A 22,057-nucleotide genomic window follows, 5' to 3' on the forward strand; every position below is an offset into this window, starting at 1 on the left:
ACGGCGTTGCGGTCCGTGCCCGTGTCGCCGCCATGGCTCAAGGAGACCCTGGCCGTCAGCGTTTCGGGTCCGCACACCATGGATATCGCCTTCGGCCTCCTCTGGAGGAGGAGACGATCCGGCTGTTCGAGCAGCAACACGGTGTCCGGCTCCCCGCGTCCTACCGCGGCTTCCTCAAGGATGTCGCCGACGGAGGAGCGGGACCGGACCACGGCCTCCTGGGCCTGACGGAGGAAGTGGACGACGAAGAGGCCCTGCACGACCTTCGAGAAGAGGGCCGCAGCGCGGGATTCCTGGCCACGCCGTTTGCGCACACCACCGGGTGGCCGGGGCCGGGCAAGGGCCATGATGCCAACTACTCGGTCGCGGGGAGTCTGGTCATCGGGGAGTGCGGTTGCGGCACGTTCCACCGGCTGATCGTCACCGGGAGGAAGGCCGGCCAGGTCTGGCTCGACGATCCTGACTGGGGTGGCCTGACACCGGGGCCGGACTTCCGGGACTGGTACCTGGCATGGCTGGCGACGGCCTGAGTGCCGCGTTCTCAGACCCGGTCCTCGTGCTCCGGCCGCCCCTTCGACCGGGGGCCGGGTCGAGCGGAGCGTGTCGTCGCGAACCGGGCCCGGTAGTGAGCGGGGGAGACGCCGAGCCTGGTCACGAAGGTCCGTCGGAGGGTTTCCGCGCTGCCGAAGCCGGCCGCGCGGGCGCTCTCGGCGACGCTGTGGCCGGCGTCGAGCAGGGCCTTCGCGTGGTCGAGCCGTACCTGTTCGACGTACTTGGCGGGTGTGGTGCCGAGTTCGGTGTGGAAAAGCCGGCTGAGATGCCGTGTGCTGACACCGACGAGGGCCGCCAGCGACTCCGCGGTGTGCTCCAACGCGGGCTGCGCCGAGACGAGGTCGGTGGCCCCGCGCAGCGCGGGAGTGCGCGGCACCCTGCCCTTCAGCGACGCGGAGAACTGGGACTGCCCGCCGGGGCGCTGCATGAACATGACCAGGCCGCGGGCGACCTCACGGGCCAGATCCGCGCCGTGGTCGCGTTCGACGAGGGAGAGCGCGAGGTCGATGCCGGCGGTGACGCCCGCCGAGGTGAAGATGCCGCCGTCCTCGACGAAGAGAGCGTCGGGATCGACGTGGACGTCGGGGTGGGCACGCGCGAGCAGGCGGGCGTGGCGCCAGTGCGTGGTCGCACGGCGGCCCGACAGCAGGCCCGCGGCGGCGAGAACGAACGAGCCGGTGCAGATGGAGACGAGCCTGGGGGTGCGGGCGTGCGCCTTCCGGACGGCCTCGGTCAGATCTGACGGGACGGGCTCGGTGGCGAGCAGATCGCCACCCGGGACGACGAGTGTGTCGACATCGAGGTCCGCCGCGGCCGAGTCCACGGGCAGGTGCGTACCGATCGATGTGCGTACCGGGTCACCGGAGGGCGAGGCGTACCGCAGCGAGTACTGGGCGCCGAGTGTGTTCGCCTCGGCGAGCACCTCCGCGGGGCCGGAGACGTCGAGCATCTTCACGCCGTCGAACACGAGGAAGGCGACGCGATGGACGGTCATGCGGTTGCCGGCTCCTTTCCATGGACGGGGCATGCCTCGACGCCCGCACTCGCGACAGCGCCGAGCCGGTCGGCGGTCATCTCATTCGGGCCAGGCGTTGGTCCGGATGACGGTGACGAAGTCCTTGCGCTCGAAACCGGGGTCGAAGTGCGCGAGGACATCGTCGTTCATGGTGCCGAACGTGGTGTCGGGCCGGTCGGCCATGCCGTCGTAGAAGGCCCGGAGGATGCGGTTCTTGAAATCCGGTCGCGGGTGGGCGGCGACCACCTCCGCGCGCTGCTCCGGGGTGATCTGCTCGAGCTCCAGGCCGAGAACGTCGGTCTCCACGCCGAGCGTCACGACGGCGACCTCCGGCGCGAGGTGGAGGGGGACCTCCGGCGTGGTGTGCAGGGCGATCGCCAGCCAGACGTTGCGGGCCTCCTCCTCGCTGCGGCCGTGGTCGCGCAGGAAGCCGTACGCGGCCTCGGCGCCGTCGAGCTCGAAGCGGCGGTCCTTCGTGCGGTGGTCGGCCGTCAGCCCGAGATCATGGAACAGGCCGCCGACGTAGGCGAGCTCGGGGTCCACCTCGTGTCCGCGGGCCGCGGTCTTGAGCATCCCCCACAGGAACACCCGGCGGGAGTGGTGGAACAGGGTGTCGTCGGCCGACCGGCGCACCAGCTCGGTGGCCTCACGGACCAGGCGGGTGTCCGGGACGGTGATCCCGGCGATCGTCTCGGTCATCGCGTCTCCTCATGGCATTGATCGAAGGACAAGTGGTTCTTCCGGCTCATCTCCACCGTCGCCCATGCGTTCCGTTCCGGAAAGTGTCCGAACGGACGGGCAGCCCACAGATACGGACATGAGTGCTGTGTGTGGAGGCCAGGCCGGGGCGCCCCTGAAAAGCTCTGAGTAGTGAAGTGCAACCCATCCGGTAAGCTGGCTGGCATGCCCAAGAAGCTCGGGAAGGACTCGACGTGCTCCATCGCCCGCACACTCGAAGTCCTGGGTGACGCGTGGACCATACTGATCATCCGTGAGGCGCTGGTGGCCGGGGCGACGCGGTTCCAGGAGTTCCGTGACGCCCTGGGGATCGCTCCCAACATTCTGTCCAACCGGCTGGAGCCCCTGGTGGAGAAGGGGATCTTCGAGCGCCGCGTCTACCGGGAGCCGGGTGAGCGGAGCAGGTACGAGTACGTCCTCACCGAGGAGGGCCGGGCTCTGAACGTCGTCATCGCTGCTCTGGCGGACTGGGGTCGAGCACACCGACCCCTGAACGACGGCACCTCGCCCCGCTTCACGGCCCTCGACGACGGAACCGTGGCGGAACTCGCCTTCATCACCCAGAGCGGGGAACGGCTCGAGCCGGGGAAGCTTGTGGCGCGTCGAACCGAAGACGCCCGACTCGGGGTGTCCTGAGGGCTCAGCTGTGCGGGTGCTCTTGCCCGCATGGCCGGCCAGGTCCAGTCGGGAAGGCCCGCGGCTGTCGGGCCGCAGCGGCCGCGTCCGTTCGGGCCTCACTGTGTGCGTGGCTGCCACTCCACCATCATGATGGTCGCGTCGTCCCGCAGCCTGCTGGTCTCGACGTCCAGGATCGAGTGGATCAGCCGCCGCAGGCTCTCCGGGGCCAGTTCCCCCGCGGCGGTCGCGCGGATGACGTAGTCGACGAACCGCTGGAGCCCGAACAGCTCCCCGTCATGGGTGCGGGCCTCGGTGACTCCGTCGGTGTACAGCAGTACCCGGTCGCCCGGTCGCAGTGTCACCTCGTGGATCGTGCGGCCGCGGTCGCTCAGCAGGGACGGCAGCCCCAGCGGAGGGTCGGCGTCCCTTTCCAGGGCGCCCTCGATCAGCCGTTGGTCCCGGATGAGCAGGGGTGCGGGGTGGCCGCAGTTGCACCACCGCAGCACGCCGGTGCCGAGATCCAGTTGGGCGAGGATGCCGGTGCAGAACTGGTTGGGCAGCCATTGGGCCAGGGCCTCGTCCACGGTCTGGGCCAGTTCGGGCAGTTCGGCTCCGATCCGGCGGGCGTTGCGGCAGGCCGCAAGGGAGAGGGCACTGGTCAGGCCGGAGGCGAGGTCGTGTCCCATGGCGTCGAGGACGGTGGCGTGCAGGGTCGTCTCGGTGAGGGCGTGGTCGAAGGCGTCGCCACCGATCTCGTAGGCGGGTTCGAGGACGGCCGTGGAGACCACCCGCGTGTTGCCGATCGTCCGGGGTGGCAGGAAGGCGCGCAGCATCTCGGAGGGCAGTTGCATGCGTCTGGTGCGGGTGCGCTGGACGTACGAGTCCTTGAAGGTGCGCCGGGAGGTGACCATCATCGCCACGAGGGCGGCCAGGGCCTTGCCGCGGTGCAGGGAGGCGGCGGTGAGGGAGGGGCAGTGGACGGCCAGGACCCCCAGCCGTTCGGCGCCGTCCAGCAAGGGGAACCAGGCCACCATCGCGCCGGACTCGGCGGACTCGACGCGCAGGGACTGGGTGCGGTACGTCCAGCCGGCCAGGGAGGCGTCGATGGGTAGCGTCGCGGTCACGTCGGTGAGCGGGACCAGATGACGTTGCTGGATGTCGGCGAGGTAGGCCACCGAGTGATGCAGCCCGAGGGCCTTGGTGCAGCGGGCCATGGCGGTGGTGAGGTCGACGGTCCGGTTGGCCGGGTCGGCCAGGAACTGGAGCAACTGGTCGTCACCGGCATCGGGCATCGTCACCTCGTCGCGCCTCCCTCAGGTCGCTTGCCGTCTGGCGCCCATGGTTCAGCAGTCTCACACCGGGGTTGCGCGGGCGCACTCGGACGGCTGTCCCCGGGGTGACGTGAGGCGTCGGAACCAGGAGTGGCGCTCTGCCGGCGGCCGGAGCGTTTCCGATTCAGTGCTGGTGGTCGCCGGGTGCAGCGTCGGGGGAGGCGTTGCGGCGGGCGTAGGCGCGGGCGGCGCGTGCGCGGTCGCCGCAGCGGGTGGAGCACCACTGGCGGCGGCCGTGGCGGAGCAGGTAGCGGTTGCAGGGGGCGGAGCCGCAGGCGGTGAGGCGGTCCGCGTCGGGGCCTGTGAGCAGGTCGGCGGCGTCAGCGGCGAGGGTGGCCAGGGCGTGGTCGACGATCGCTGTGGTGGGGTGCGGGGTGGAGCGGTAGGGGCCGGTCTTGTCGTCCCACTGCAACAAGGGGGCGGTGGGGACGCGCGTCATCGCGTCGTTGACGGCCCTGACCGCGGCGGGGAGGGCAGCCAGCCCTTCGGCACGGGCGGCGAACAGTGACCTGATCTGCTCCCGCAGCGAGCGCAGTTGTGTCGCGCACATCTCCCGCATGCCGGCGTCGACCGGGGCGAGACCGCGTGCTGTCAGCCAGTGGTTGGCCTGCGCGGGTGTGCCCAGAAGATCGACCGTGTGCCCACCCGTCAGCGCGATTGCGCTGTTGGCGAGGGCGAGGGAGAGGTGCTCCTCCTCGCCCTGAGCAGGCGGCAGGTCGAACTGGTCGGTCAGGGGCTCCTTCACGTTTCTCATGTTAAACCTTGCGTGTATCCGTGAGAAGCAACTACGTTCTTCTCACGGTTAAAAGGAATCTCATCCGTGAGGTGTGTCATGTCTTCTCTTCCCGCAGGCGCAGATCCGTTTCCGGTCCGGGTCTTCGGCGGCCCGACCGCCCTCTTCGAATACGGCGGCCTGCGCTTCCTCACCGACCCGACCTTCGACGCCCCGGGTGACTACGCCCGTCCCGACGGGCGGTTCCTCACCAAGACCGCCCCCTCCAGCGGGACCCCCGCCGATCTCGGCTCTATAGACGTGGTCCTGCTGTCGCACGACGAGCATCCCGACAACCTGGACAAGTCCGGCCGGGCCCTGCTTGCCGACGTCGAGCTCACCCTCACCACCCCCGGCGGCGAACAACGCCTCAAGGGCGGGGCCAAGGGCCTGGCCGACTGGGAATCCGTCGAGCTGAACCGCCCCGACGGCGGCACGATCACCGTGACCGGTGTCCCCGCCGTACACGGCCCGGGCCCGCGTGAGGAGGTCGAGCGCGTCACCGGTCAGGTCGTCGGCTTCGTCCTGACCGGAGAGGGCCTGCCGACCGTCTACGTCAGCGGCGACAACGCCTCCCTCGACGTGGTCAAGGAGATCGCCGAGCGCTTCGCTCCCCTCGACACCGCTCTCCTCTTCGCCGGCGCCCCCCGCTTCCCCGAACTCTTCGACAACCAGTTGATCGTCCTGAGCAGCGCCCAGGCAGCCGAGGCGGCCCAACTCCTCGGCGCCCGCCGCGTGGTCCCCGTCCACTACGACAGTTGGGCCCACTTCACGGAGGGCCGCGACGAGTTGGTCGCCGCCTTCACCGCCGCCGGTCTGGCCGACCGCCTGGACTGGGGCCGGCGAGACTGAGCGTCGGCCCCGCAAGGCCGTCGACCGGCCGAGATGCGGGTGAGGGCTCAGCGCTGCGGTGTCCCGGCAGCTATCCAGATGCGGTCCACCAGAGGCCAGTCCGGGTTGTTCGGCGAGGCGGCGATCACGGACTCCGCGATCTCGGCCACGCCCACGTGTACCTCCAGAGTCAACAGGTGCCCCGGTTGACGTTGCCGCCCGCGATCTCCACGACGCCGTTGCACCGGGTGCCGCACTTGTGATCACGGTCGGCGGCGTCTGCTGCCGACCCGCAGATGACTTCGGGCCACGATGATTTCCGGACAGGGACCGTAGCGGTGGGCGAGCGGGGCCGGCCGGTGGCCGAACCCCGCTGTCGGGCAGGTGGGCGTTTCAGGTGCGCAGGTCAGCCGGTCAGGCTGAACGACTGGGCCGTCGCGCCCGAGCAGGACTGCTGGGACAGCTTCGCCCCGTTGGCGGTCGAGCCGCCGTCGACGGCCAGACACTTTCCGCTGTGCCGGGCCACGAAGCGGTATCCACCTGATGCGAGGGACTCGGGGCGCCACTGCTGGTTGGTGCCGCCCACGTAGTCCCACAGGTGGACCTTGGTGCCGTCGGCCGTCGCGCCGGTGCCGCCGTCGACGTCCCAGGACTTGTTGTTGTGCTGGTTGACGACCTGGTAGTAACCGTCACCGGTCGACCGGAACTGCCACTTCTGGTTGGCCCCGTCGCCGCAGGCCCACTGCTGAAGGGCGGTGCCGTTGGCGGTGCCCCAGTCGGCGGCGTCCAGACAGGCGCCGCTGCCCACGTTCGCCACTCGGTACCAGGTGCCGGAGTCGATCGGTCCGGTGGAGCCACCGTCACCCGGGTTCCACACGAAGGTGGCCACGGCACCGGCCGGCAAGGTGTAGGCGAGGGATCGGCCGTTGTCGGTGAGGGAGAAGCGTTGGGCGCCGCCGGAGGTGTTCACGACGTACGCGACCCGGGAACCGTCAGGGTTCTGGAAGGCGACGTCCTGCACACCGCCCCCGCCCTGGCTGGTGGAGCCGATCCGGGTCGCGCCGACCTTGACGAACTTGCTGATGTGGCCGAGCGAGTAGTACTCCGCGCCCCGGTTGACGTTGCCGCCCGCGATCTCCACGACGCCGTTGCACCGGGTGCCGCAGAGCCCCTGGTGCGGCCCGCCGTTCTGGTCGAGCGCGAGGTTCCACGTCACCACTGTCTCGCCGCCGTTGCGCATGTTCTGCACGACGAGGTTCTCGGCCTGCCAGCGCAGGCTGTCGCCGAAGGTGTTGGCCGGGTTGCTGCTGTCGGTGCCGGAGCACTCGGTGAAGAACACCCGCCTGCCCGCGTTGACCACCTGCTGCTGAGCGGAAGGGCTCCCGCCGTAGCAGTGGAAGGCGGCACCGATCACGCGGTTGATCCCGGACGTCCGGGAGAAGACGTCGAGCGGGTAGTTCGGGTGATCCCAGTTGTGGTCGAAGGCCAGGATGTTGGTCGGCAGGCCGGCCGCCGTCAGCTTGGGATCGAGCACCTTGATGAAGTCGGCCTGCTGTGCCGAGGTCATCGACATCGAGGGATAGCTCGTGGGGTTCTCCGGCTCGTTCTGCACCGTCAGGTCGGTGAGGGTGATGCCCTCTTGACCGTACGCCTTGATCGTCTTGACCAGGTAGTCGGCGAAGTCGCCGTAGTTCTCGGGCCTGAGGCTGCCGCCGTTGAGCGAGTTGTTCGTCTTCATCCACGCCGGTGGCGACCAGGGCGTGCCCATCAGGCGGATGGACGGGTTCACCCCGAGGGCCTGCTTGACGACCGGGATGATCTCCTGTCTGTCCCGGTCGATGGAGAACTGTCCGCGCGTGTCCTCGTAGGAGTGCGGGGCGTTCGTCGCGTCGAAGTCGCTGCTGCCGAGCGGCTGGCGCAGGTAGGTCAGGCCGATACCGTCTCCTGAGGTGGAGAACAGCGAGCGCATGAGCTCACTGCGCCGGTCCTGCGGGAGTCCTTGTATGAGGTGCGCCGAGGCGCCGGTGACCGAGGCACCGGCCCCGGTGTACCGCTGTCCCCTCTGGTTCGCGTCGATGCGCAGGTCGATGCCCTGCGGAGAACTGTTGAAGGCCAGGCTGCCGTCGGCGCTGAGCTTGCGGGAGCCGTCGGGCGTGGTGATCCACACCTGGGCGACGGGGTCGGCGGCGTGCGCGGTTTCGCCGCCCAGGAAGCCGAGGCCGGTGACGGCGAGAGCCAGGGCCAGGGCGCCGGCCCCGGTCCGTGTCGGACTGGTGCTGCTGCGGTGTGACACGGTGCGGGTCTCCTTCGGGTCGGTGACAGGTGGGGGGTGCCGACCGGCTCGCCGTGGCGTGCGGGGAGGATGCGAGCCGATCGGGGCTCGAAGGGTGGTGCACTCGGGAGGCCGAACCGGAACGGTGCTGCCGGCCGGGAGGGTGATCAGGGCAGGGGCGCCGCCGCGGCCCGTGCGGGAAACGGACGTCACTCGCGGTCGTGCGGGACAGGCCGTTCGTACCGGCGGGCCCGGTGCCGGGGGAGGGGCGAGCCGTCTGGCCCGGTGAGGTCCGCCGGGGCGTCCACGGTGGCGCCAGTGACGTCCGGCGCGACGACGGGAAGCGGGTCGTACGCGGCGCGTCCGGGGTGCCGTCGATGCAGGCCACCGGCGGCTCGCCGGGTGGTTCCCCGCCCGGCGCGATCGCTCATGGCGACAGGGGATGGCATGCGGGTCCTAACGAGTCGGCCGAGGCTTCCAGCGGAATGACGGCGTCATGAAAACATACTTACTAAGTACTTAGTAAGTGGTCTGCGTCACAACGCTGCGGGAAGGTCAAAAGATCATCCGCGGGCTGGCAAGGTCGGCGTAGGCTGGGGTGAGTGAGTGACCAGTCAGTAAGCGGAGCAGGACGTGGCGCTCGGAGCGGGCCTCGCGTCCCTCGCAGTGCCGAAGCCCAACGCCGGCAGCAGGACATCCTCCGCATTGCGATGGACACGTTCGCCGCACGGGGCTACAACAACGCCTCCCTGGCCGAGATCGCCGACCGCGTCGGGCTGACCCAGGCAGGCGTCCTGCACTACTTCCGCTCCAAGTCGCTGTTGCTCACCAGCGTCCTCGAACTGCGCGACGAGACGGACATCGAGCAACTGGGCGCCCAGAGGCCGACGGGGCTGAGGTTTCTCCGGCACCTCGTCGACACCGCGTACCGCAACGCCGAGCGCGAGGGCATCGTCAAGCTCTACGCCGTACTCTCGGCCGAGTCCGTCACCGATGACCACCCGGCCCAGGGCTACTTCCGAGACCGGTACGCCGGGTTGCGAGCCTTCGTTTCCGAGGCCATGACCGAGGCGTGCGGGCTCGGCGAGGCGGACGAGGCCCGCGTACGGCATGCTGCCAACGCCGTCATCGCCGTCATGGACGGGCTCCAGACGCAGTGGCTTCTCGCCCCGGACGCCGTCGACATGGCAGCGTCCACGGAACTGGTCATCGAGTCCCTCCTCGCCGCGCTCGCTCCCGACCGCTTTCCCGTCACCTGAGCCACAGGCAGAACCACCCCCCTGTTGACCTCCGCCGCCCAGTGCCCCTTCCACTGGCAGGCGTGGAGGGATGGGAGGGACAGAACCGTCGTGCGGCGGCGCCTCCCGCTTCCTGCTCGCGGAAAGGCACCGCCGTCACCGGACCGTGTCACCTCACCGGCTTCACCTCGCCCCGCCGATCCGCAGCCGGAGCGTGTACGCCTCCGGGCGCAGGGCGAAGTCCGGCCAGACGTCCGGGCCGCAGGCGCGCGAGCCCAGACCGTGCTGCGCCGCGTCGATGTGCAGGTGTGTCGTGGCGGAGACGGGGAGCTCGTGGGGGTGGTCGGCCGCGGCGATCTCCTGGGGGGTGTGCCGGCTGAGGACGAAGCCGGGTCGGCGCCCGCGGGTGTCGGGCAGCGCGACGAGGTGCAGCACCTCGCGGCCGCCGCTCGTCAGGGACAACTCGCGCAGCCCGGAACGGTGTCCCGTCTCCTGGGGGCGGGCGTAGTCGACCGCCAGGTCGCGGACGGAGGAGGAGTAGCGGCCCGTGAGCGCCGCCCGGACGCTGTCGGGGTACGACTCCAGGGGGCCGAGGCCGAACCACTCGGCGCCGTCCACGGGCTGCACGCCATCGGGCAGGCCGAGTCGGATCCCGACCCGCGGCCACACCGTGCTCCAGCCGCTCGACGGCTCGATCTCCACGCGCAGTTCGAGCTCTCCACCGTCGAGCGTCCAGACGGACTCCACCATCACGAAGAGGGCGGAATCCGCCGCCGACACCTTGTCGAGGGTGCGCAGGGCGTCCTCGGCGTGCTCGACGCTCACGCGCCGCGTCGTCAGCCGGTGCAGTCCCTCACGTCGCCACAGCTCGGCGTTCGAGACGCCCGGCACGGATGCGTCGCTGGTCTCGACCTCGTCGGAGGCGCCTTCGTCGTTGTCGGTCGGGGCCCGGAACAGCTCCAACCGCGGATCCGACACGGCACGCCCGGCCAGACGCACCAAGGACCCGTCGACGAACTCCGCCACGCCCAGGGTCAGCGTCCCGGTGCCCGCCCGCCAGTCCGCTCGGGTGCGTACGGCGGGGACGGGACGGCGGACCGAGCGGTCCGACTGGGCCGTCGCCACCACATGCCCTGCCGGAGCCCAAGCGCTCTCCGTGGCCAGTACGGCTTCGACGGTGAGCCACGTCTCGGCGTCCTGGGCGACGGTGACCGGCGGCAGCGGCACCCACTCCGACACTCCCGCCGCGACGACGGGCGCCTCCAGTTCGCCCGACTCCACCACTCTTCCGTCGTGCTCGACACGCCACCGCAACCGCAGGTCCGAGGTGTCGGCCGAGTGCCGCAGGTTCGTGACGGCGACCTTGTCCCCCTCGAAGGAGAACGTGACGGGCTGTACGACCGCCTTGAACTCGTGCAGGCTCGGCGTCGGCGTGTCGTCGCTGAGCACCATGCCGTCCATCACGAAGTTGCCGTCGTGCACGACCTCGCCGAAGTCACCGCCGTAGGCGTAGAACTGCGTGCCGTCCGCTGTCCTGGCCAGGATGCCGTGGTCGCGCCACTCCCACACGAAACCGCCGTGCAGTCGGGGGTGTGCATGCACCAGTGCCTCGTACTGGTCGAAGGCTCCGGGACCGTTGCCCATGGCGTGCGCGTACTCGCACAGCAGGAACGGCTTCGTGCGCTGTCGTGCCCCCTGCGCGGGGGTGCAGTTGAGCAGCGGCACGCGCGAACCGTCGGTGCCGATCGCCTCGGTCTCCGGCACGGACGAGTACATGCGGGAGTAGACGTCCGTGTACTCGCCGGCATGGTCGCCCTCGTAGTGCACGGGCCGGCCGGCGTCGCGCGCGTGGACCCAGGAGGACATGGCGGCCAGGTTGCTGCCGGTGCCCGCCTCGTTGCCGAGGGACCACATCACGATGCTCGGGTGGTTCTTGTCCCGCTCCACCGTGCGCCGGATGCGGTCGAGGTATGCCTCGCGCCAGGCCGGGTCGTCGCTGGGGTTGCCCTTCCAGTCGACCTTGTGGAACCCGTGCGTCTCCAGGTCGCATTCGAGGACGACCCAGAAGCCGAGCTCGTCGGCGAGGTCGAGCAGCCGCGGGTGCGGCGGGTAGTGGCTGGTGCGGATGGCGTTGACGTTGAACCGCTTCATGAGGGCGAGATCCTCGCGCGCGTGCACCTCGTCGAACACACGGCCGCGCTCGGGGTGCGTCTCGTGGCGGTTCACGCCGTGGAAGACCACGCGCCGGCCGTTGACGAGGAACTGGTCGCCCCGGATCTCCACGGTGCGGAAACCCACCCGCAGCGCGATGGTCTCGGCCGCGTTGGACACGGTGGCCTGGTACAGGCGCGGACGCTCGGCCGACCAGGGTTCCACCTCGGTGACGTCCAGGGGCGTGATGTCGGCGGCCGTGGCCCACACCTGCTCGATGCCGAGTTCGGGGACGCGCAGCGTGAGGGGGAACGCCGTCGAGTCGGCGACGATCTCGGGGTCGATGTGCCCGCGACCGGAGTCGTACCCGGTCCGCAGCCAGACGTCCTCGATGCCGGCCGCGGGGCGGGCGAGGAGCGTGACGTCGCGGAAGATGCCCGGCAGCCACCACTGGTCCTGGTCCTCGACGTAGCTCGCCGCGGACCACTGGTGCACCCGTACGGCGACGACGTTGCCGCCCGGGCGCACCGACGACGTCACGTCGAACTCGTGGGCGAGGCGGCTGCCGGCGGCGCTGCCGATCTCGACCCCGTTGACCCATACGCGGAACAGTGACTCGACACCGTCGAAGCGCAGCACGACCCGCTCAGCGTCCGTCCAGCCCGCGGGCAGCTCGAAGGCACGCCGGTAGTCACCGGTCGGGTTCTCGTCGGGGACGTACGGAGGGTCTATCGGGAACGGGAACTGGACGTTGGTGTAGATCGGCCGGCCGTGGGCGCCGTCGTCCTGGAGCACCCAGTGCGAGGGGACGGCCATGTCGTGCCAGTCCTGGTCGTCGAAGTCCTCGGCGGCGAAGTCCTCGGCCACCGAGGCCGTAGGGGACAGCCGGAACCGCCAGGAGCCGTTCAGGGACAGGGAAGGGGCGTCGGAGTGGAGCCAGGAGCGGGCCGGGCGGAGTGCGCCGCGCCCCGGCGTGACGTCCGAAACAAGGGCGGAGAGCTCGGAAGGCAAGAGTTGCTGCTTTCTGCTGGCAAGTGGTGCGGTGGGTCGGGGACTTGACGGTCACCTGAGCACGAGGGTCCGGATCTCCCAGGGGCCGAGGGAGAGTTCGAGTTCGTCGTGCACCGGTACCCGCGCGAGGGCTCTGCCGAGCAGGTCGACCGTGGTGGCCTCGGTGAAGGCCCCGGTCAGCCGGGCCGTGGAGGCGGTGTCGCGCAGGGCGGTCAGCCGGATCTCGGTCCCGGTGCCGAGGGTGTCGTCGACGACGCGGCGGACGCACGAGACGTGGACGTCCTCACCGTCGACCCGGATACCGGCTACGGCAGGCGGCAGTTGTCCGTGACCGGGCCCGGTTCCGCGGGTGACGAGCACCTCGTTGCGGAACTCCTCGGCGAGGGCGACCGCACGGGCTTCCTGCCAGCCGGCCGCCGAGGGGACGACGGCGAAGCGGTGCTCGATCCGCATGCCGAGCTCCTGCGCCCCGGGCGTGGGGATCTCGCTCGCCGCGGGTTCGTCGCGCAGCGGGTGGATGTTGACACTGATCGACCCGATGGCGCGCAGCAGGGTGATGGCGAGGGCGGAACCTTCCTGGACCAGTTCGTACTCGCTGGAGTGGTCGAGCAGCACGGTGGCCGCGCCCGCCGACACGAAGGAACTGGCGGGGAAGGTCGGCAGCGGGTACTCGCCCCAGCCGCCCTCAGCGGTGAGACCGCGGTCGGTGACGGCGAACTGGCCTGCGGCCGCAGAGGTGTCCACTGGCTCGGGCAGCGGCACGTGCAGGCGCAGCCGGTGGTCGGCGGACCGGTTGAGGAACGAGGTGGAGACACGGACGAACGGTTCCCCGGCGCGTACCTCCACCAGCATCTCCACCGGCGTCCGCACGGTCTGTTCGCTGCGCACGTCACGGTCGCTGGAAAGGCCGGCCGGCCATGCGTAGAGGCGCGTGACGCGGACTCGGGCGCGCAGCGGGCCGCTCTCGACGAGGTCGACGGCGACCTGCACGGGCTCGGACACGAGGACGTCGGCGGCCGGTGGGGCGTAGTTGTAGCTGTCACCCCGGTCGCCGCAGTCGACGAGCCGGCCGACGCCGTACAGGACCGTTCCGTCGGGGCCGGTCACGTCCAGGGTGCCGTCCGCGGCCACTTCGACCTCGACCAGTCCGTTGGACAGGGTGCGCGAGGTGGCGGTGGCGGGTGCGGCCGGCATGTCCGGGGCGGCGGACGGCTCGCCGGCCTCGACGCGGAAGCTCGTCAGGCCGAGGGCCGGGACCTGCACCGGCACCAGTGCGCTCGCGCGGGCCTCCGTCAGCGTCCGCACCCGCCACTCGCCCGGGTGCGCGGCGGCTGCGGCGGCGACCTCCCGACGCAGCACCATCAGGTCGAAGGGACCGCTGGTGGGGACCTCGGCGAGGTGGAAGACGAGCGAGTGGGGAGTGAGCTCGTAGTGGTCGATGAGCCGGCCGAAGAGCTCGCGGCGGTGGATGCGGCGCAGCACCCGCTCCAGATCTGAGGCGTCCATGCGTTCGTCGCTGAGGACAGTCGGCGCCTCGGAGACCAGCTGAACGGGCTGTGCGGAACCGTCGGCCGACCGTGCGATCAAGACCGCACCTTCAGCGGGCGCCACGACATCCACCTCGACCAGCGCGGAACGCGCCGACGTGAGCGGGTTGGCGACCAGGTGGCCGTCCACGGGGACCAGTGCTGCGGGCGCCGCGAGTGCCGCGTCGCGCACCGCGCGGGCGGCCTGCGCGGCCTCGGCGAGGCGCGCCGCGACCTGGTCGCAGGTCTCGTCGGTGCCCGATCCCACCACCGAGTCGTGCGCCGTCGATTCGATGATCTTGTGCCAGGCGAGGGCGAGGAAGGGGGAGTCGTCCTGCGCGGAGCACATCACGTTCATACGCTCGGCGTGGTCGACCGTGCGTTCGGCGAGAGCCATCCGCTGCTTGAGGCCGAGCCGCACCGACAGCACGCCGGGCAGGATGTTCCCGCGCACATGGCTGCGGAGTTCACCGGTGACGACGGCGGTGACCTCGTCTCGCGCGTGCTCGCGGATGTACTCGTCGAGCGTCGCGACGGTGATGGCGCGCCCCTCCTGGGCGGCCCGCCGCAGCCAGGACGCCAGGCGCGGATCGGGCGCGTGGTGATCGGTGCCTGCCATGGCCAACACCGGGTCGGAGCCCCATCGTTCGGCCGTCATGCCCGCGTACTCGCCCAGGGCGCTGCCGATCCGGTCGGGCACCAGGAGGACGTCGAGGCCGTTGTCGTAGCCGTCGAAGAGGAACTCGGTGCGGACCTCCGAGCCGTCGGGGGCGCGCCAGCGGAAGGCGTGGCCGTCGACGGTGCCGGGGACGCCCCGCCACAGTGCCGCGTGCTCGATGCCGGCGCGGGCCAGGATCTGGGGCATCTGGGCGATGTGGCCGAACATGTCGGGCAGGTAGCCGACGGGCATCGCGCCGCCCAGACGGTCCGCGGCGGCCCAGCCCATCTGGAGGTTGCGCACGATGGTCTCGCCGGAGCAGAGGAACTCGTCGAGGAGGATGAGCCAGGGACCCACGGCGAGCCGTCCCGCGCGGACCAGAGCCGCGAGCCGGTCCCGGTTCTCGGGGCGCATCTCCAGGTAGTCCTCGACGGCGGCCATCTGCCCGTCGACGGTGAACCGGAAGTCGGGGTCGGCCTCGGCCGTCTCCAGTACGGTGTCGAGGGCCTGGACGAGCCGGTGCCGGAAGACCTGGAACGGTTCGTACCACTCCCGGTCCCAGTGGAAGTGGGGCACGAACACGGCGGAGTCGGGCATCGCTGGGGGAACCTTCTTCTGTGCGGGTCGGACGGTGGGGCGTGACGTCACTTGAGCGATCCGGCGGCGAGTCCCGAACGCCAGAACCGTTGCAGCAGGATGAACACGATGATCACGGGCACGATCGACACCAGGGAGCCGGTGATGACGGACTCCTGAAGCAGGGGGGCGCGTGCCGTCTGGCCGTTCCATTCGTACAGGCCGAGCGTGAGGGGGAACAGCGACTCCTTCTGCAGCATCACCATCGGCAGGAAGAAGTTGTTCCAGATGGCCACGAACTGGAATAGGAAGATGGTCACCAGGGCCGGCGTCATCAGCTTGAACGCCACCGAGAAGAAGGTGCGGAACTCACCCGCGCCGTCCAGCCGGGCCGACTCGATCAGCTCCTGGGGGACCGCGGCGTTGGTGAAGATGCGGGCGAGGTAGACGCCGAACGGGCTGACGATGCTGGGCAGGAAGACCGCGAGATAGGTGTTGACCAGTCCGGTCGCCGAGAACAGCAGGAACAGCGGAAGGGCCAGTGCGGTCGTCGGGACGAGGACACCGCCCAGGATCACCGAGAACAGGAACTCCCGCCCCCGGAAGGGGAACTTGGCGAGGGCGTACCCGCACAGCGCGGAGATCAGCGTCCCCACCGCGGCGCCCAGCACCGCGTAGACGACGGTGTTGAGGGCCCACCGGCCGAAGATGCCGTCGCTGCGGGTGAACAGGGTGCGCAGGTTGTCGAACAGGTTGAAGTGGGAGAAGGCCAGGCCGTTGGTGGCGGCGAGATCGCCTTGCGGCTTGGTCGCGGCGACGACCAGGAAGTAGACCGGCAGCAGGAAGTAGACGGCCAGCAGCAGCATCAGCGCCGTCACCGCCGTGCGGCTGACGCGGCTTTCGCGCATTGCGGATCGTGTGCTCACAGCCCCGCCCTCCTGGAGGTCAGTCGCATGAAGCCGAAGCTCAGGACGAACGTGATGACGGCGATGACCACCGAAATGGCCGCGGCCTGCTGGTAGTTGTTCCCCGACGCCACCGCGTAGGCCAGCATGTTCGGCGTGAACGTGCTGGAGATGTTCGAGGAGATCTGACGCAGCACGGCCGGCTCGGCGTAGAGCTGGAGTGTGCCGATGATCGAGAAGACCGTGGTCAGGACGATCGACGGGAGGATGATCGGCACCTTGATGCGCCAGGCGATCGTCCAGTTGGTCGCGCCGTCGATGCGGGCCGCCTCGTACAGCTCCTGCGGGATGGACTGAAGCGCCGAGTACATGATCAGCATGTTGTAACCGGTCCACAGCCACGTGGACACGTTGGCCGTCGACCACAGCACCGCGCCCGGACCGAGGAAGTCCGGCTTGAGGCCGATGCCCTGGAAGAGCTCGACGACGGGGCTGAGCTGGGGCGAGTACAGGTACGACCACATGATCGCGGCGATCACACCGGGCACCGCGTAGGGCATGAAGGCCGTGATGCGGAAGAACGCCTTGAGCCGCAGCAGGGGTGTGTCCAGCAGCAGCGCGATGATCAGCGCGGTGAACAGCATGACCGGTACCTGGACGATGCCGAACAGCCCGATGCGGCCGATGCTGGCCCAGAACTCGCTGTTCTGGAAGACCTGCCCGTACTGCTCGAGACCGCCGAAAGTCGTGTACGAGGTGCCGTACTGGCCACCGGTCCGCCGTACGACGCGGAAGCTCTGCCAGAGCGCGTAGCCGACCGGCACCAGGTAGAACAGCACGAACGGCAGGAAGAAGGGGGCGACGAAGGCGAGCACGGTACCGGCCCGGGGGCCGCCGCCGCTGAGACGGCGACGGCCCTTGGGTGACTGCACCGCACGGGGCGCGCGGGTGGCCCGGGTGGCGATGTCTGTCATGCTGAGCTCACTTGCCCGCCGTGGCCGGGATGGCCTGGTCCTTCATGGACTTCAGCGCGGTGGCCTGCGCCTTGGCGAGGGCGTCAGTGAGCGTCCCGTCCCCGGCCGCCGCCTTGGCCATCGCGTCCTGAAGCGCCAGGTTCACCGTCTTCTGCGTCGGGCCCCAGGCGAAGCTGGTGTCGATCTTCTTCGACGACTCGGCGAAGACATCGAAGATCTTCTCGTTGCCGTAGTACGGAACTCCCTTGGACAGGGCGGGCAGTTGGAGTCCCGCGTTCGCGGCCGGGTAGAGACCGCCGAGCTCGTTCTCCAGCGCGAGGGCCTCGGGGTCGCTGTTGAGCCAGGTGTTGAACTTCACCGACTCGTACAGGTGCTTGCTGCCCTTCATGAACGCGACGGTCGAGCCGCCCCAGTCACCCGAGGAGCCGTTCGCGCCCCAGGTCGGCATGGGCACGATCGACCACTTGCCGGCCTGCTTGGGGAGGTTGTCGCGGAACATGCTGTAACCCCAGGCGGCGCCGACGTAACTGGCGATCTGGTCCTTCTGGTACGCGGCGTACATCTGCGTCGAGCCGTTGGCGAGGTCGGTGCGCACGAGCTTGTCGGAGATCAGCTTCTGCCAGTAGTCGGCGACCTGCCTGCTCTGCTCCGACTCGACGGTGACGTGCCACTTGTCGCCCGAGTAGCTGTACATCTCGGCGTTGTTCTGCCAGAGCAGACCGTTGAACCACTCGGCGTTGTTCGGGTCGAAGAAGGTGATGTCCAGCTCGGGGTCCGCCTTGTGCAGCTTCTGCGCGGCCGTCGCGTACTCGTCCCAGGTCCTGGGGATCGCGATGCCGTGCTTCTTGAAGAGGTCACTGCGGACGAAGAGCGCCATCGGGCCGGTGTCCTGCGGCAGCGCGAACACGCCGGTTCCGCCGAAGCTCGTCTGCGACCAGGTCCAGGGGACGAACCTGGACTTGGCGGCGGTGGCGTCCTTGCAGGCGGAGGCGTCGACGAAGGCGCTCTGGGTGCGCAGGTTCGGCAGCTCGTCGTAGCCGACCTGCGCCAGGTCGGGTGCCTTGCCCGCCTTGAGGGCGTTGCCGAGGATGCCGTACTGGTCGTTGGAGATGTTCTTCGTCTCGACCTGGATGTCCGGGTTCTTCTTGTTCCACAGCGCGACGACCTTGTCCATGCCGGGAACGGTGTTCCAGTACTGGAGGACGACCTTCCCCTTGGCAGGGGTGCACGAGGGTGCGGCGGCCTTGTCCGAGCCGGTGGGCGACGAGGAGCAGCCGGCGAGGAGTACGGCGATACCGGTGGCCGTGGCGAGGGCGGCGAGGCGCGTGCGCGTGACTGTGTTGCTCATGTTTTCCGTTCCCAGAGAACGACTGGCGGCGGGTGCCTGGGCGGGTTGGAACAAAGGGCCGTGAGCGGTAACGTGAGCGCTCACGGGAGCGAAACGATTCGGAGTCTGCGCTTATGTGCGGACAAGTGTCAAGGCTCCGGAGTGACACCGAACGGACAGAGGTGAGTGATGGCGTCGTCTGCGAACGGTCCGCACCGGGTGACCATCGACGATGTGGCCCGGGCCGTCGGAGTGTCGCGGCAGACCGTGTCACGGGCGCTGAACGACAAGGGCGAGATCGACGCCTCCACGAAGCAGCGCGTGCTGGACGCCGCCCAGGAGCTGGGCTACCGGCCCAGCCGTTTCGCCCGGGGCCTCGTCCGGCAGGACTCCATAAACGTCGGCCTGGTGATCCCCGACCTGCTCAACCCCTTCTTCACCGAGGTCGCCGCCGCGGCTCTGGAGGCCGCGCGCAAGCGAGGCTGGCACGTCGTCGTCTACGACACCGGCGACCGGGCGGAGGAGGAGCGCGGCACTCTCGAGGTCATCGCTTCGCAGGTGGACGCCGTCGTGGGTTACCTCAGCCTGCCCGAGGACGAGATCGACAAGCTGATCCGCGGGCTCCCTGTCGTCCTCATCGACCGCGACCACCGCGCCGAGCGCTTCAACGCCATCAGCATCGACGGCGAGGCGGGCGTTCACGACGCGATCAGGCACCTGGTCGACGCCGGGCACCACCGCATCGGCATGCTCGACCATGCCGCCCGCTCCGAGCCCAGCGTCCGCCACCGCTGGTTCGCCGCCGCCATGGCCGCCTGCGGCCTGGAACCCGCCGCGGTCAGCCGTGCCGCGCAGAGCATCGACGGAGGGCAGCACGCTCTGCGTGAACTCCTCACCGAACACCCCGACGTGACCGCTGTGTTCACGTTCAACGACATCATCGCCATCGGGGCGCTGCGCGCCGCACGAGCGCTCGGTCGCCGGGTGCCCGAAGACCTCGCGGTCATCGGCTTCGACGGCCTCCAGCTCGGCACCCTCGTCGAACCCGCCCTGACCACCGTCGCCCTCGACACCCGCGAACTCGGAGTCCTGGCCGTCGAACAGGCCGGACGGCTGCTGGCCCGCAGCGGACCGCTCAGCCACGACGAGGCGGCGGTCCAGGCCACACTGCGGCTGCGCGGGTCCGCCTAGGGCATCGCCTTCAGATCAACTTCGTCGGCTGCTGGGCGTCGTCGGCTGACGCTGAGGGGAGGCGGGGGCGGCGGATCCGCGCGGGATCAGTGAAGAGCGATCCGGCGGGGACGGCGCTTCGGCCTGTTGTCCGTACCTCGCCTTTCCGTACCTCGCCTGTCCGTACCTCGCCGGACTTCACCTCCGGCGCTGCGCCGGGCACGCGCTCGTCGCAGTTCGCTCTGCCGCTGCGGGCCCGCCCGGGTGGGCGCAGACTGGGAGGGTGAGTGACACACGCCTCGGGGGTGCTGGCACCACGCCGGCGCCTCGCACGGTTCATCAGCAGACGCTGGCTCTCGCGGCCATGATGTTCGCGGTTGCGATGACGTTCATCGATCAGACCATCGTGTCGATCGCTGCGCCGGACATCGTCCGGGAACTGGGCCTCTCAGCCTCCGGTATGCAGTGGGTGATCAACGCGTATCTGCTGGCGTTGGCCGCCTTCTTCGCCGTCGGCGGTCGCCTCGCCGACCTGTACGGTCCCCGTCGGATCGTGGTCATCGGCACGCTCGTGTTCGTCGTGTCCTCGGTGATGTGCGGCTGTGTCCCCGACGGGGACGCCGCGCAGGGTTGGCTCATCGGCTTCAGGGCGGCCCAGGGGGCCGGGGCCGCACTGCTCTTCCCCGCCGCGCTCGCGGTGGTGGTGGCGGTGTTCCCGGCCGAGCGGCGCGGCCGGGCCCTCGCGCTGTTCTTCGGGCTGTCCGGCGCTCTGACCGCGGTCGGCCCGCTGCTGGGCGGCTGGCTGACGGCGGCATGGACGTGGCGCGCGGTGTTCTGGGTCAACGTGCCCGTGGCCGTGGTGGCGCTGGTGCTGACCGCGATGGCCCACATTGCCGACCGCAGACGGACCGGCACCCTGGACCTCGTGGGCGCCGCTCTCATGGCGGCCGGCATGGGACTGAGCGTCCTGGGCTTCCAGCAGGCCTACTCCTGGGGCTGGGACAGCCCGGCCACCTGGCTCTGCGTCGCGGGCGGTCTGGCGGTCCTGGCCGTCTTCGTCCGCTACGAACGGAGCGTCCGCCACCCCCTGATCGACCTGCGCGTCTTCCGGGACAGGGGCTTCGCCGTGGACGCGGTGGTGCTGTTCTTCGCCATGCTCGCGTTCGTTCCGCTGTTCTTCTTCGCGTCCGTGTACGCCCAGGTCTCGCTCAGCGCGTCGCCCAACCAGGCAGCGCTGTTCCTGCTGTACGTGTTCGCGGGTTTCGCCATTGCCTCGCAGTGGGGCGGCCGGATCCTCGACCAGCGGGGCGCGCGCCCGGCGCTGAAGGCGGGCGCCGTCCTGGGCTGCGTGGGGTTCGCCCTGTGGGCGGGCAAGCTGACCGACCTGTCCATGCACGACCAGTGGCCGTACGCTGCGCTGGCCGGGGCGGGCATCGGCTTCATTCTCGCTCCCGCCTCCACGGACGCCGTCAACCGTGCGATCGGACCGTCCTACGGTGAGGTCACGGGCGTCACCCAGACAGTGCGCAACTACGCGGCGAGCGTCGGCATGGCCGTCTTCGGCACGATGCTCACCCATGTCACGCGCTCGAACGTGACGAGCACCCTCAAGGAGCGCGGTCTGCCGGCCGAACAGGCCCGGGACACCGCCCACCGCGTCGCCGGCTCCATCACGGGCAGCGGCGACGCCAGCCCGCCCTCGGGCACCGGCGTCTCGGCCGACCGGATGCGCGACATCCTCAGTGCGGTCCGTATGGACTTCGCCGAGGCCAACCAGTGGGTCTTCTACGGCATGGCCGTGGCCCTGGGGATCGCGTTCCTGTTCGCGCTGTTGCACCCGGGCGGCACCCCGGCCGCGGACGCCCCGGCCTCCGGGGGCGAGTCCGCCGAGGCGCAGCCCAGGTACACCGCCGCGAAGACCGATTGAGCGTCACGACGGCCGCCCGGCTCCGGCGTGCTGGTGTGAGAGCGGTTGGCCCCCGAACGGGCGTCGCCGTCCGAGCCGACGGGGCGGAGGCGGTGAGGCCGGCAGCCCCGTCGTCGGCCGGGCCGTCAGCGCATCGACGGCCTGCATCCCCAGCCGGTCATAGACGCCCCAAACGGCATACCCGGGCCCACCACAGTCTGATCCACCCGTCGGATCGATGAACCGTTGACGCGGATCCCACCCGGTCTGCCTGCTGGGCGGGCGCGTCACCACCCCTCCGCTGCCCCAGGGCGTCTCAGACTTTGTCCTGATCATGGAAAAAGTTGAGCGACCTCGCGCCAAAGGGGTTACGCGCCGGAACCAGGGCCGCTAACTTCCTTGCACTGGACCGGTCATGTGCATGCAGGGGCACAGGCCGGTCCGACGGCGCGACGGCGCGCGCCTGCACTCCCCGAACAGGGCCGA

Annotated in this window: 17 protein-coding genes; 6 read left to right on the top strand and 11 right to left on the bottom strand. The window is 70.0% G+C overall.

The features are described 5' to 3' along the window. The first annotated feature begins 32 nt into the window (after positions 1-32). Complete coding sequence (locus AOJ26_RS45035) at positions 33-530, top strand: SMI1/KNR4 family protein (RefSeq protein WP_324613968.1); 498 nt, start codon at positions 33-35, stop codon at positions 528-530. 11 nt (positions 531-541) lie between these two features. Here AOJ26_RS45035 and AOJ26_RS05975 read toward each other — a convergent pair whose 3' ends face one another. After that, on the bottom strand, positions 542-1,546 hold the full coding sequence (locus tag AOJ26_RS05975; RefSeq protein WP_053847112.1) for a GlxA family transcriptional regulator: 1,005 nt from the start codon (positions 1,544-1,546) through the stop codon (positions 542-544). A gap of 81 nt (positions 1,547-1,627) precedes the next feature. After that, a complete protein-coding gene (locus AOJ26_RS05980; protein ID WP_053847113.1) occupies positions 1,628-2,266 on the bottom strand; it encodes an HD domain-containing protein in 639 nt (212 codons plus the stop codon). A gap of 204 nt (positions 2,267-2,470) precedes the next feature. Between AOJ26_RS05980 and AOJ26_RS05985 the strand changes: the two genes are divergently transcribed. After that, on the top strand, positions 2,471-2,941 hold the full coding sequence (locus AOJ26_RS05985; protein WP_053847114.1) for a winged helix-turn-helix transcriptional regulator: 471 nt from the start codon (positions 2,471-2,473) through the stop codon (positions 2,939-2,941). Between the two features lie 98 nt (positions 2,942-3,039). Here AOJ26_RS05985 and AOJ26_RS05990 read toward each other — a convergent pair whose 3' ends face one another. Together AOJ26_RS05990 and AOJ26_RS05995 are read right to left on the bottom strand one after the other, a co-directional pair. Further along, positions 3,040-4,215 carry a PP2C family protein-serine/threonine phosphatase gene (locus tag AOJ26_RS05990; RefSeq protein ID WP_053847228.1) on the bottom strand — a complete coding sequence of 392 codons (1,176 nt, stop codon included), beginning with the start codon at positions 4,213-4,215 and terminating at the stop codon, positions 3,040-3,042. Between the two features lie 163 nt (positions 4,216-4,378). Next, positions 4,379-5,008: a CGNR zinc finger domain-containing protein gene (locus AOJ26_RS05995; protein WP_053847115.1), complete on the bottom strand. Its 630-nt coding sequence runs from the start codon at positions 5,006-5,008 to the stop codon at positions 4,379-4,381. 78 nt (positions 5,009-5,086) lie between these two features. Between AOJ26_RS05995 and AOJ26_RS06000 the strand changes: the two genes are divergently transcribed. Continuing rightward, positions 5,087-5,878 carry an MBL fold metallo-hydrolase gene (locus AOJ26_RS06000; protein ID WP_053847116.1) on the top strand — a complete coding sequence of 264 codons (792 nt, stop codon included), beginning with the start codon at positions 5,087-5,089 and terminating at the stop codon, positions 5,876-5,878. A gap of 385 nt (positions 5,879-6,263) precedes the next feature. Here AOJ26_RS06000 and AOJ26_RS06005 read toward each other — a convergent pair whose 3' ends face one another. Together AOJ26_RS06005 and AOJ26_RS43345 are read right to left on the bottom strand one after the other, a co-directional pair. Continuing rightward, complete coding sequence (locus tag AOJ26_RS06005; protein WP_053847117.1) at positions 6,264-8,150, bottom strand: RICIN domain-containing protein; 1,887 nt, start codon at positions 8,148-8,150, stop codon at positions 6,264-6,266. A 188-nt stretch (positions 8,151-8,338) separates the two neighbouring features. Next, a complete protein-coding gene (locus AOJ26_RS43345; protein ID WP_143663553.1) occupies positions 8,339-8,560 on the bottom strand; it encodes a hypothetical protein in 222 nt (73 codons plus the stop codon). Positions 8,561-8,731: 171 nt separating this feature from the next. Between AOJ26_RS43345 and AOJ26_RS06010 the strand changes: the two genes are divergently transcribed. Beyond that, a complete protein-coding gene (locus tag AOJ26_RS06010) occupies positions 8,732-9,388 on the top strand; it encodes a TetR/AcrR family transcriptional regulator (RefSeq protein WP_256979485.1) in 657 nt (218 codons plus the stop codon). A gap of 162 nt (positions 9,389-9,550) precedes the next feature. On the opposite strand, the gene AOJ26_RS06015 is transcribed toward AOJ26_RS06010, so the two are convergent. From AOJ26_RS06015 to AOJ26_RS06035, 5 genes are read right to left on the bottom strand one after another with little or no spacing between them, the layout of a single operon-like run. Then, the gene (locus tag AOJ26_RS06015) at positions 9,551-12,529 is read right to left on the bottom strand and encodes a glycoside hydrolase family 2 TIM barrel-domain containing protein (RefSeq protein WP_053847119.1); all 2,979 of its coding nucleotides are present in this window, start codon (positions 12,527-12,529) and stop codon (positions 9,551-9,553) included. Between the two features lie 51 nt (positions 12,530-12,580). Beyond that, positions 12,581-15,310 (bottom strand): glycoside hydrolase family 38 C-terminal domain-containing protein, encoded by a 2,730-nt coding sequence (locus AOJ26_RS06020; RefSeq protein WP_053847120.1) that lies wholly within the window; start codon positions 15,308-15,310, stop codon positions 12,581-12,583. Positions 15,311-15,357: 47 nt separating this feature from the next. Beyond that, entirely contained in the window at positions 15,358-16,197 is an 840-nt protein-coding gene (locus tag AOJ26_RS06025) for a carbohydrate ABC transporter permease (RefSeq protein ID WP_234358464.1), read from the bottom strand. Between the two features lie 14 nt (positions 16,198-16,211). Continuing rightward, the gene (locus AOJ26_RS06030) at positions 16,212-17,168 is read right to left on the bottom strand and encodes a carbohydrate ABC transporter permease (protein WP_053847122.1); all 957 of its coding nucleotides are present in this window, start codon (positions 17,166-17,168) and stop codon (positions 16,212-16,214) included. A gap of 7 nt (positions 17,169-17,175) precedes the next feature. After that, a complete protein-coding gene (locus AOJ26_RS06035) occupies positions 17,176-18,516 on the bottom strand; it encodes an ABC transporter substrate-binding protein (RefSeq protein ID WP_053847123.1) in 1,341 nt (446 codons plus the stop codon). Between the two features lie 168 nt (positions 18,517-18,684). Here AOJ26_RS06035 and AOJ26_RS06040 point away from each other — a divergent pair, with 168 nt between their 5' ends. Together AOJ26_RS06040 and AOJ26_RS06045 are read left to right on the top strand one after the other, a co-directional pair. After that, positions 18,685-19,686, top strand: coding sequence for a LacI family DNA-binding transcriptional regulator (locus tag AOJ26_RS06040; protein WP_053847124.1), 1,002 nt, complete (start codon positions 18,685-18,687; stop codon positions 19,684-19,686). A 361-nt stretch (positions 19,687-20,047) separates the two neighbouring features. Beyond that, on the top strand, positions 20,048-21,592 hold the full coding sequence (locus AOJ26_RS06045) for an MFS transporter (RefSeq protein ID WP_373413170.1): 1,545 nt from the start codon (positions 20,048-20,050) through the stop codon (positions 21,590-21,592). The last annotated feature ends 465 nt before the right edge of the window (positions 21,593-22,057 follow it).

Source organism: Streptomyces sp. NRRL B-24085 (assembly GCF_001282115.1).
Classification (GTDB): Bacteria; Actinomycetota; Actinomycetes; order Streptomycetales; family Streptomycetaceae; genus Streptomyces.